Below are 11450 nucleotides of genomic sequence, written 5' to 3'. Positions count from 1 at the left end.
GCACCTCGTCAAAGCGTTTTCGGCAGCGTCATGATCTTCGCCGCAAAGGCATCGATATCGGCATCCGTGACCTCTCGAATGGTAGAGCGCCGCATCGGCTGGTTTTCGGGCGCCCGCATCTCAGCAGCCAGATCCTGCGCAGAAAACCCGCCGAACACCTTCGGCAAGGCCCGCTCGACACCACAGCGATCCATCATCTTGGACACGAAAGCAGGCAGTTGAGTAGCAACGGATAGCCCGATCGCCCGCGCTGCCTCGTTGAGATCGGTCGTATCTTTCTCGAGCAGCCACGGAAGCGTCGCCTCGAAACCCAGCGCAGTGGCAAGCCCATGATGCACGGGGGCGAGCCCTGCAAGCGCATGGCTGATGTTGTGAGCGATCGCCGTGCCACAATTGTCGATGGCGATGCCGGCATAACAGGACCCGAGCAGCACCTTTCCGCGCGCCTCCAGATTTCCCGGCGCCTTGACCGCCGCCTCCAGCGAGCTTGCGACCAGCCGCAACGCCTCATGCGCATAGAGCTTTGCTCCGGCATGGGCCCAAACTGGGGAGTTACGGTTGGTCGCGGCCTCGAAAGCGTGAATGAAGGCGTCCATGCCGCACCATGAAGTCAGATTCGGTGGCAGCGAGATCGTCAGTTCGGGATCGAGCAGCACCAAATCCGCCTTGGTTTCCGGCCCCCAGATCCAGAGTTTTCTCCCATCCGGCCCGGCAAAGATGTTGGTGGCGGACGTCTCCGATCCGGTCCCGGCCGTGGTCGGAACCATGATCTTCTTCAGCGGCTTCTTCGGAAAAGGATTGGCAGCCAGCGCATAAAACATCGGGTCCTCGCCCGACGCGGCACAACAGGCCGCCACCTTGGCAATATCGAGCGCCGAACCACCACCGACACCGATCACCATGTCGGCTCCCCTCGCCATCTCGCTGGCGGCTCTCAGATGCTGAAGCTTTGGTTCACCGGAGAAATCGGAATAAAGCCGCGGCTCAATTCCGGCCTCCGCCAGTCCCCTTGCAAGGTCGTTCGCCAGACCTCTTGCGGCGAGAAAGCCGTCCATGACGATGAGGGCAGCACGTATGCCCTCGAAGTTTTTGACCATGTCCGCCAAGCTGCCGAAAATGCCGGCCCCGAAGCGGATTTCGGGAATGAAGGAGGTGGAGAACTGCATGGCGGCCCGTGATGGTGAAACGAACATCCATACTCTGCATCACAATCTCAGCTCTTCAAATCCGTCAAAATCTCGGCATATTTGATGATCTGGGATCATGGAGGAATAGATGCTGGACCGCATACCGCTGGAGGCTTTCCGGGTTTATGACGCCGCCTGCCGGTTCATGAACTTTTCCCGAGCCGGCCGTGAACTGCACATAACCCAGGCCGCAGTCAGTCGCCGTATTCAGGGTCTTGAGGAACAGCTCAGAGCAAAGCTCTTCACCCGCCGCGGCCGCAACCTTGCCCTCACGTCGGAAGGCGAACGGTTGGCCCAGCGGGTTCGCGCCACGCTTGAATATCTGGAAGAAAGCCTCGAGCCCTTTCGCGGCGGTGGCTTTGAGACCATCTCGATTGCCGCAAGTGGCTCGGTCTCGCATCTCTGGCTCGCCAAGCGTCTCAAGGATTTCGACAAAGGCAATCCATCCGTTTCCGTAAGGCTGCTGACCACGGACGCCCCCTCCGAACTAGCCTCGGAGGCCAACGATCTCGTCATTCTCTATTCCACCGGCGAGCACCCACGCTGGAACCTGACGCCGCTGATGAAGGAAGTGCTGGTGCCGGTCGCCTCGCCGGATTTTATTCAAAGAAATAGCCTCAACCCGGCCTTGATCCGGCCCGACGAGATCGCCCGCCTCGACCTGATCGACTACGAGCGCTTCAACGCCCACTGGATTTCCTTCCGCCAATGGTTTGCGCGGCTCGCCATTCCGCCCAAGGTGCGTATTGCGCCCCGACTTTCCTTTTCCACCTATTCGCTTGCGGTTGATGCGGCTTTGCGAGGAGAAGGCATCACGCTCGGCAGCATCGGCCTCATTGCCGATGAATTGGCTTCAGGTACACTCATCGAGCTTGGAACGCATCGCCTCGACACTGGCTACGGCTACCACCTCGGCACCCCGCGTTATCGCTCGCTGACGCCAGGCGCGATACGGCTGCATCAGCATCTGTTATCGGGAATATAGACAGAAAGTGGCTATAGTTGACGAGCGGCCCCGCTCCACGTCGTCATCCTCGGGCTTGTCCGGAGGATCTGCTGTCGCTTCAGCTCCCGTTAGGTTTCAGATTCGGCGATCTGGTTAGATCCTCGGGACGAGCCCAGGCATGACGGCGAGAGACCTTAAAACGCAAAAAGCGGCCCGCAAGGACCGCCTTTCAAACTGCGATGTCGCGCAAATTACGCGGCGACAACGATACCGTTCAGCTGCGTCAGGTCCGTCAGGAACTGCTCGAGACGGGTCTTGTGCTCATCGCCCGTCGCTTTGCCGATCTCGGCCTGCGTGGTTTCGATGCGGCTCTGCAGCGTGTCGACCGTCAGTTCGGCAGCAGGGATGGCGGCGTCTGCCAGCAGCGTACAGCTATCCGGCAGGATGTCGGCAAAACCGCCGAACACGACGTATTTGTTGACCTGTCCCGAAGCGAGTTTCACCGAAACCACGCCCGGCTTGATGGTCGTCATCGTCGGCGCGTGGCTTGCAAGCACCGTCATTTCGCCAAGCGTCGCCGGGATCACCACTTCGGATACTTTTTCCGAAACGAGCAGGCGCTCGGGCGAAACCAGTTCAAAATTGAAAGCGTCGGCCATGAAGGTCCACTTCCCCTAATTCCCACGTCGATGAATATCTTTACGCGGGCTTGCGTGTCTTATGCAGGAATGACGCGCCGAGATATCCGGCGCGCCGTTACAATTTCCAATTAAGCGGCTTCGGCCAGCTTCTTTGCCTTTTCGATCGCTTCTTCGATCGAGCCGACCATGTAGAATGCAGCTTCCGGCAGGTGGTCGTAGTCGCCGTTGACGAGACCCTTGAAGCCCTTGATCGTGTCTTCGAGAGCAACCAGCTTGCCCGGCGAACCGGTGAAGACTTCGGCAACGAAGAACGGCTGGCTCAAGAAGCGCTCGATCTTGCGGGCGCGGGCAACGGTCATCTTGTCCTCTTCGGACAGTTCGTCCATGCCGAGGATGGCGATGATGTCCTGCAGCGACTTGTAACGCTGCAGCGTCGTCTGAACCTTACGGGCGATCTCGTAATGCTCTTCGCCCACAACCAGCGGGTCGAGCATGCGCGAGGTCGAGTCGAGCGGGTCGACGGCCGGGTAGATACCCTTTTCAGCGATCGAACGCGACAGAACCGTCGTTGCGTCCAGGTGGGCGAACGAGGTTGCCGGTGCCGGGTCGGTCAAGTCGTCGGCGGGAACGTAGATGGCCTGAACCGAGGTAATAGAACCGGTCGTTGTCGTGGTGATGCGTTCCTGCATCTGACCCATGTCGGTGGCGAGCGTCGGCTGATAACCAACGGCCGAAGGAATACGGCCGAGAAGAGCCGACACTTCCGAACCAGCCTGGGTGAAGCGGAAGATGTTGTCCACGAAGAACAGAACGTCCTGGCCCTTGTCGCGGAAATCTTCAGCGATCGTCAGACCGGTCAGAGCAACGCGTGCACGTGCGCCCGGCGGTTCGTTCATCTGGCCGTACACCAGCGCAGCCTTGGAGCCTTCGCCGCCGCCGTGCTTGTTGACGCCCGATTCGATCATTTCGTGGTAAAGGTCGTTACCTTCACGGGTACGCTCGCCAACGCCGGCGAATACGGAGTAACCGCCGTGAGCTTTGGCGACGTTGTTGATCAGTTCCATGATGAGAACGGTCTTGCCAACGCCGGCGCCGCCGAACAGGCCGATCTTACCGCCCTTTGCGTAAGGAGCGAGAAGGTCGACGACCTTGATGCCGGTGACCAGGATCTGGCCTTCTGTCGACTGCTCGACATAGGAAGGAGCTTCCTGGTGGATGGCGCGCAACGTAGAGCGGTCCAGCGGACCAGCTTCGTCAACCGGCTCGCCGATGACGTTCATGATACGGCCGAGCGTCTGATCGCCAACCGGAACCGAGATCGGAGCGCCCGTGTCGCTGACCTTCTGGCCGCGGACGAGACCTTCGGTCGAGTCCATGGCAATAGTGCGGACCTGGTTTTCACCAAGGTGCTGCGCGACTTCGAGAACCAGGCGGTTGCCGTTGTTCTCGGTCTCGAGCGCGTTGAGGATCGCCGGCAGTTCGCCGTCGAACGCGACGTCTACGACAGCGCCGATAACCTGGGTCACTTTGCCGAGGGACGAGCCCGTTGCGGTAGCCATGATTCTTACCCTCTTCTTTTCGGTCAGAGCGCTTCCGCGCCCGAAATGATTTCGATGAGTTCCTTGGTGATCTGTGCCTGACGCTGACGGTTGTAGGACAGCGTCAGCTTGTTGATCATGTCACCAGCGTTGCGCGTTGCGTTGTCCATCGCGGACATCTGCGCACCGTAGAAGGAAGCGTTGTTTTCGAGCAGTGCCCGGAAAATCTGGACTGCGATGTTCTTCGGCAGCAGTTCTTCAAGGATCTCTTCTTCGCTCGGTTCGTATTCGTAGAACACAGGCGAAGCAGCGTCCGTAGCAGCCGCCTCGAACTTGGCGGGAATGATCTGCTGCGCGGTCGCGACCTGCGAGATCACCGACTGGAAGCGCGCAAAGAACAGGGTCGCAACGTCGAATTCACCGGCATTGAACATGTCCAGCACCTTGCCCGCGACTTCATCAGCCTGGACGAAACCGAGCTGCTTCACTTCGCGGAAGGTGATGTAGTGAACGATGTTGTCCTTGAACGAACGACGCAGAACGTCATTGCCCTTGCGGCCGACCGTGAGGATCTTGACTGTCTTGCCCTGCGCGATGAGCTTCAAGGCATGATCGCGCGCCAGACGAATGATCGAGGAGTTGAAACCGCCGGCAAGGCCGCGCTCGCCGGTGGCAACGACCAGGAGATGAACCTGATCCTTGCCGGTGCCGGAAAGCAGAAGCGGTGCACCCGCATTGCCGGCGTTGGCAGCCGAAAGGCTCGCCAATACCTTGTTCATCCGCTCTGCGTAAGGACGGGCGGCTTCGGCCGCTTCCTGCGCACGACGCAGCTTCGCCGCGGCGACCATTTTCATCGCCTTGGTGATCTTCTGCGTCGCCTTGACGGAGGCGATCCGGTTTTTCAGATCCTTAAGTGAAGGCATCCGTTATCGGTCCTTAAGCTAGATCCGTACTTTTAGGCGAAAGACTTCGAATAGGCGTCGAGCGCCGACTTGAGCTTCGCCTTCGTGTCGTCCGAGATCTGCTTCTCGGTGCGGATCGTGTCGAGAACTGCCTTGCCTTCCGAACGGAGGTAGGAGAGCAGACCCTGTTCGAACTTGCCGACATCGGAAACCGCGATCTTGTCGAGGTAACCGTTGACGCCTGCGAAGATCACGGCAACCTGTTCTTCCGTCTTGAGCGGCGAGAACTGCGGCTGCTTCAGAAGTTCGGTCAGGCGTGCACCGCGGTTAAGCAGGCGCTGCGTCGAGGCGTCGAGGTCGGAACCGAACTGCGCGAACGCAGCCATTTCACGATACTGGGCAAGCTCGCCCTTGATCGAACCGGCAACCTGCTTCATCGCCTTGACCTGAGCGGCCGAGCCAACGCGGGAAACCGACAGACCGACGTTAACGGCCGGACGGATACCCTGGTAGAACAGGTCGGTTTCGAGGAAGATCTGGCCGTCGGTGATCGAAATCACGTTGGTCGGAATGAAGGCCGAAACGTCGTTACCCTGGGTTTCGATGACCGGCAGAGCCGTCAACGAACCGGCGCCGCGCTCGTCGGAGAGCTTTGCTGCGCGCTCTAGGAGACGCGAGTGCAGATAGAAGACGTCGCCCGGATAAGCTTCGCGGCCCGGAGGACGACGCAGAAGCAGAGACATCTGACGGTAGGCGACGGCCTGCTTGGAAAGGTCGTCATAAGCGATCAGCGCGTGCTGGCTGTTGTCGCGGAAATATTCGCCCATGGCAGCACCGGCAAACGGCGCGAGATACTGCATCGGAGCCGGATCGGATGCCGTGGCAGCAACAACGATCGAATACTGCAATGCGCCGCGTTCTTCGAGAACCTTGACGAACTGGGCAACGGTCGAACGCTTCTGCCCGATGGCAACATACACGCAGAACAGCTTGTCGTTTTCCGGGCCGTTGTCGTGGATCGGCTTCTGGTTCAGGAACGCATCGAGAATGATGGCGGTCTTGCCGGTCTGGCGGTCGCCGATGACGAGCTCGCGCTGGCCGCGGCCAACCGGGATCAGGGCGTCGATGGCCTTGAGGCCGGTCGACATCGGCTCATGAACCGACTTGCGCGGAATGATGCCGGGAGCCTTGACGTCGACGCGCGAACGGCGAGTCGCGTTGATCGGGCCCTTGCCGTCGATCGGGTTGCCGAGCGCGTCAACGACGCGGCCGAGCAATTCCGGACCAACCGGAACGTCAACGATGGCGCCGGTCCGCTTGACGGTGTCGCCTTCCTTGATCGAACGGTCGGAACCGAAGATAACCACGCCGACATTGTCGGATTCGAGGTTCAGAGCCATGCCCCGGATCCCGCCCGGAAACTCGACCATTTCACCAGCCTGCACGTTGTCGAGACCGTAGACGCGGGCGATGCCGTCACCAACGGAAAGAACCTGGCCGACTTCCGAAACTTCGGCATCCTGGCCGAAATTCTTGATCTGGTCCTTGAGAATTGCGGAAATTTCCGCTGCACGGATATCCATCAGCCGACCTCTTTCAATGCAAGCTTAAGGGTGGAAAGTTTGGTGCGAAGGGACGTATCGATTTGACGCGAGCCGACCTTGACGATGAGGCCGCCGAGGATCGACGGATCGATCGTAACGGCGATGGTTACGTCCTTGCCGGTTACGCCCTTCAGCGCCGACTTGAGTTCTTTTTCCTGCGTTGCAGTCAACGCATGAGCCGAAGTGACTTCGGCGGAAATTTCACCGCGATGCTCGGCAGCGATCGCGCGGTAGGCGCGGATCATGCCCGGCAGAGCGAAGAGGCGGCGATTGCCGGCCACAACTTTGAGGAAATTCAAAACGGTCACGGAAAGACCGGCTTTTACAGCTATGGCGCTGACCGCCTTCTGCTGCTCATCTGCAGAAAAGACCGGGCTCGCCACGAGGCGCCGCAAGTCTTCACTTTCGTCCATCATCGCTTGGAACCGATCAAGATCGGCACCGACGGCATCAATCGAACCGGTCTCCGATGCAAGCTCGAATAGCGACAGAGCGTAACGCTCCGCGACACCGGAAATAAGCGGGGATGTCTCGGCCACAGGCATAGTTTCCCTGAATTACACCCCAAGCACCAAGTCCGAAAATGACGATCGGACAAGACCTTGAAATTTATTGAATTTCCATCAGAACCCGCAGAGCCTCCGCTCGCCGTTTCCGACGTTCGCGGTTCGTCTAGCATAGGATGTAGGGACTCGCAACACGCCGAGACGCCGAAAAAGCCGCACCCACAAGGCGATGCAGAGATTATTTGCGGCTTTCGCCAGCAAATCCGGGCCATCGGCATTCGGGCGCGGCGATATGCGACATTAGATGTAGCCGAACACGTAGGCGAGCGGCGCGAGAGACAATACACCCTCAAGTAGAAAAAACGCAATATTCTGCGGCGTTACGCCGCGGTCCACGAAGATCGAAACCAGTCGGCCCACCGCGCCAAGCGCAAGCACCACCCCGGTCGCCATATAGAACCATTCCTGCGCAAGCAGGATCGGCAATACGCCAAGACCTATATAGCGCGCGCCCGCGGCCCTGACCGAGCCGTAGCCTTCCGGCCTTACCTCTCCAACCTGGAAGGCGGAAAGTCGCAGGCAGGCGCCGGGAAACAGAAAGATCAGCAAGCCAAGCAGCGCCGTTACGGCACAGCCGACAAAAGCAATCTGTTCGTTCAGTTCAGTTGGGAAGTAGAATTCCATGCCGTCGCACCCCTTCGAATCGCACTGATTCTAGCCAACAGGGTAAACAAGTTGCAAAGATTAGCGTCGCATCATGCAAACATCGCATTGCGCGAGAGCAAGTGGAGAGCGTCAGTCCGAAGGATTACAGGAAGCTCTGCGGGTCGACGTCGAGCTGAACCTGCACGGTTCCCCGCGCCTTGGGACCATTACCGAGCATCGTCTTCAGAAAAGCCTGCATGTCGGAATTCCGCCGCCCATGAACCAGCAGACGGAAGCGATACCGACCGCGAACCAGCGCGATCGGCGCTTCGGCCGGCCCGAGCACCGCAATGCCGGAAACATGTGGGGCCGCAGCGCGCAACCCGCGGGCATGGTTTTCCGCGTCAGCCCGCGTATCGGCAGAAACGATCAGCGATGCCAGCCGCCCGAACGGCGGCAAAAGCGCCTTCTCACGCTCATTGATCTCGCGTTCGTAAAACGCGGTGGAATCACCCGAGACGATCGCCTGCATAACCGGATGCATAGGCTGGAATGTCTGGATCAAGCCATGACTCTTCAAGCCCGTACGCCCGGCGCGCCCGGTCACCTGGCTGAGCAGCTGGAATGTCCGCTCGGCCGCCCGCGGATCGCCGTTCGACAGGCCGAGATCCGCATCGACAATGCCGACCAGCGTCATCAGCGGAAAGTTGTGCCCCTTGGCGACAAGCTGCGTGCCGATGACGATATCGACATCCCCCTTGGCGATCGCTTCAAGCTCCAGCCGCATGCGCTTCACGCCGCCGAGAATGTCGGAAGACATGACGATCGTGCGCGCATCTGGAAAATGCTTCTCGACCTCTTCGGCGATACGTTCCACGCCGGGACCGCAGGCAACGAGATGATCGAGCGTGCCGCATTCCGGGCAGGCTTCCGGCGTCGGCTGGTGATAACCGCATTGATGGCACTGGATCTGGTTTCTGAACCGGTGCTCGACCAGCCAGCTCGAACATTGCGGGCACTGGAACCGGTGGCCGCACACCCTGCAGAGCGTCAGCGGCGCATAACCGCGACGATTGAGAAACAGCAGCGACTGTTCCTTTTTTTCCAGTGTCCGCGCCATCGCCCTCAAAAGCAGCGGCGACAGAAACCCGCCGCGCTCGGGCGGATGCCGACGCATGTCGATCAGATGCAGGTCGGGCAACGCCGCATCGCCGAAACGCGTCGGCAACTGCACGAGATTGTAGCGCCCCGACAATCCGTTGACCTGACTTTCCACCGATGGCGTGGCGGATACCAGCACGACCGGAAAATCGCCGATTCTGGCCCTTACCACCGCCATGTCGCGGGCATTGTAGAAAACACGATCCTCCTGCTTGTAGGCAGGGTCATGCTCTTCGTCGACAATGATGAGGCCAAGCTCTTCGAAGGGCAAAAATAGCGCGGAGCGGGCACCGGCAACCACCCTCACCTCACCTGTCACCACGCCGCGCCAGACCTTTTCGCGCATACGCGGGGAAAGATCGGAATGCCATTCGGCAGGCTTGGCCCCGAATCGCTGCTCGAAACGCTCAAGGAATGCGGGGGTAAGCGCGATTTCGGGCAGAAGGATCATCACCTGCTTGCCGCGCCTCAGTGTTTCGGCCACGGCCTCGAAATAGACCTCCGTCTTGCCCGAACCGGTAACGCCGTCGATAAGCGAGGCGGCAAACCCGCCCGCCTTGATTGAACTGACGATCTCTTCGGCCGCTTGCTTCTGCGGTCCTTCGATGCGCGGCGCGATGTAATCCGGCTCCGGCCGCGCCACGACAGGCGGCGGAGGCAGGAATATCGTGTCGAACATCCCCTGCTTGATCAGCCCGTCAATGACGCTGAGCGACACGCCCGCGGCATGCGCCATGCCGCTGCGGGTCCACGGCACGTCCTGCTCCTTTGCCAGATCGAGCACACGGGTTCTGGCCGGGGTAAGCCGATCCGGCTCGCCACCGAGATACCGCAGGCCCTCCACCATCGGCTCGGGATCAAGTGCGGCAGGCGCGCGGATCGCCATGCGGGCAACCAGGCCAGGCGGAGACAATGTATAGGCAGACACCCAATCAACGAAATCGCGCATGTCCTTCGACAAAGGCGGGCAATCGAACACGAGCGTGATCGGCCGAAGCTTCTTGGGATCGAGACGTTCGTCGTTCTCGCCGTCCCAGACGACGCCGATCACCTGCCTCGGCCCGACCGGTACCTGTACGACGGAACCCGGCTCGACATGCATGCCCTCAGGCACTGCATAACTATAGGCAACTGGAACCGGCAGCGGCACCAGAACCGGCACGACGCGAACCGGTTTCGGCGACGGCAAAAGCGCGTCACCGAACAGCGAAGCCATCATGTCAGAAGAATCCTTGCCCATGCGCGGCGACCATGCCGAAAGACGGAACAAAAGTGAACAGTCAGATGAAGAAAATCAGGCCGTGGCGGCAAGCGTCGGCACAGTCTGGAACTCGAAACGCGCATCGCCATCCCGGGCCAGGTCGAAAACCGTGTGGTTCTCCAGTGCCTTGGTGACTTCGGCCGGATCGCCCTCCAGTGCCTCCGGCTGGATCATGTGACCGACGGTAAAGTCGAACCGGTTGCCCTTCTTGTTGAGCAATTCATAAAACACCGTCATGTCGCGCAACTCGGTCGACCACTTGGCGAACCAGTAGAACAGGCCGGAATTGCGCGCAGTGATATGGATTGGCAGGATCGGCAGATTGTATTTGCGTGCCAGGCTGACAGCGGATGTTTTCCACGGACGCTCGTTCAGCTTTCCATTCGCCCAATAGGCGATGCGGCCGGACGGAAACAGCACCATCACCTTGCCGTCCTCGACCGCCTTGTTGGTCAGGATCAGCGTCTCGCGGGTCTTCAGCTTGCTCTTGTATTCGTCACGCCATTCGACCGGGATGATCATCTCGGCAAACCGCGGGTTGACGCGCACAGCATCGCGATTGGCAAACACCATCAGGTCAGGCCGCTTCGCCTTCAACAGGTCGAAGAGCGCCACCCCATCGGCAATCCCGGTCGGGTGATTGCTGACTAGAATGAAACCGCCCTTTTCCGGAATACGCTCGACATGCTTGGCCTCGATCTGCAGCTTCAGCAGATCGCTCATATATTCAAAGCACTGGAAACCGCTTTTCGGCGCAACGTCGTCGGCGAATTCGATGGCTTTTCCGTATCGCAGCAGCGTGTAGAGAAAAGGCCGCATCACCGGCCAGAACGGGCTGCCGACGATCCTCTGGCCGCGCTCACCGATCAGCGTATCGACGATATGCCCCGGCCGGCCGCGGGAGTTGAGTGTGATGGTCTCCGCGAATTGACTGAATGTCGTCGAATTGTCACGGCGGGCCATACAAACTCCTTGCGCAGGGCAACCTTGTGGCAGCCCTGTATGATAAAACTTTGGCAGACGGCGCAGGCTTAGTATTTCCGTAACGCTGTCGGTAGC

Annotated in this window: 10 protein-coding genes; 1 reads left to right on the top strand and 9 read right to left on the bottom strand. The window is 59.7% G+C overall.

What is annotated here, in order from left to right; genetic code table 11:
- Positions 1 to 8: 8 nt before the first annotated feature.
- Positions 9 to 1193 carry an iron-containing alcohol dehydrogenase gene (locus ACI3K0_RS18350; protein ID WP_404945886.1) on the bottom strand — a complete coding sequence of 395 codons (1185 nt, stop codon included), beginning with the start codon at positions 1191 to 1193 and terminating at the stop codon, positions 9 to 11.
- Positions 1194 to 1275: 82 nt separating this feature from the next.
- On the opposite strand from ACI3K0_RS18350, the gene ACI3K0_RS18345 reads away from it, so the two are divergent.
- Entirely contained in the window at positions 1276 to 2172 is an 897-nt protein-coding gene (locus ACI3K0_RS18345) for a LysR substrate-binding domain-containing protein (protein WP_404945885.1), read from the top strand.
- Positions 2173 to 2384: 212 nt separating this feature from the next.
- Here ACI3K0_RS18345 and ACI3K0_RS18340 read toward each other — a convergent pair whose 3' ends face one another.
- From ACI3K0_RS18340 to ACI3K0_RS18305, 8 genes are all read right to left on the bottom strand, one after another.
- Positions 2385 to 2792: a F0F1 ATP synthase subunit epsilon gene (locus ACI3K0_RS18340; RefSeq protein WP_183686345.1), complete on the bottom strand. Its 408-nt coding sequence runs from the start codon at positions 2790 to 2792 to the stop codon at positions 2385 to 2387.
- A gap of 110 nt (positions 2793 to 2902) precedes the next feature.
- Positions 2903 to 4333, bottom strand: coding sequence for a F0F1 ATP synthase subunit beta (gene atpD, locus ACI3K0_RS18335; protein ID WP_404945884.1), 1431 nt, complete (start codon positions 4331 to 4333; stop codon positions 2903 to 2905).
- Between the two features lie 23 nt (positions 4334 to 4356).
- Positions 4357 to 5235, bottom strand: coding sequence for a F0F1 ATP synthase subunit gamma (locus ACI3K0_RS18330; protein ID WP_148148174.1), 879 nt, complete (start codon positions 5233 to 5235; stop codon positions 4357 to 4359).
- A 32-nt stretch (positions 5236 to 5267) separates the two neighbouring features.
- Positions 5268 to 6797, bottom strand: coding sequence for a F0F1 ATP synthase subunit alpha (gene atpA / locus ACI3K0_RS18325; protein ID WP_404945883.1), 1530 nt, complete (start codon positions 6795 to 6797; stop codon positions 5268 to 5270).
- The gene (locus tag ACI3K0_RS18320; protein WP_404945882.1) at positions 6797 to 7363 is read right to left on the bottom strand and encodes a F0F1 ATP synthase subunit delta; all 567 of its coding nucleotides are present in this window, start codon (positions 7361 to 7363) and stop codon (positions 6797 to 6799) included. Before ACI3K0_RS18320 ends, atpA begins: the two co-directional genes overlap by 1 nt.
- A 261-nt stretch (positions 7364 to 7624) precedes the next feature.
- Complete coding sequence (locus ACI3K0_RS18315) at positions 7625 to 8008, bottom strand: DUF4345 domain-containing protein (RefSeq protein WP_404945881.1); 384 nt, start codon at positions 8006 to 8008, stop codon at positions 7625 to 7627.
- 124 nt (positions 8009 to 8132) lie between these two features.
- Positions 8133 to 10370 (bottom strand): primosomal protein N', encoded by a 2238-nt coding sequence (locus tag ACI3K0_RS18310; protein ID WP_404945880.1) that lies wholly within the window; start codon positions 10368 to 10370, stop codon positions 8133 to 8135.
- Positions 10371 to 10424: 54 nt separating this feature from the next.
- Positions 10425 to 11354, bottom strand: coding sequence for a GNAT family N-acetyltransferase (locus ACI3K0_RS18305; protein ID WP_404945879.1), 930 nt, complete (start codon positions 11352 to 11354; stop codon positions 10425 to 10427).
- Positions 11355 to 11450 lie beyond the last annotated feature (96 nt).

This window comes from Rhizobium sp. ZW T2_16, from assembly GCF_044987325.1.
Taxonomy (GTDB): Bacteria; Pseudomonadota; Alphaproteobacteria; order Rhizobiales; family Rhizobiaceae; genus Neorhizobium; species Neorhizobium cellulosilyticum.
Note: the sequence above shows the minus strand (reverse complement) of the source record. Positions and strands in the feature narration are given on the sequence as shown.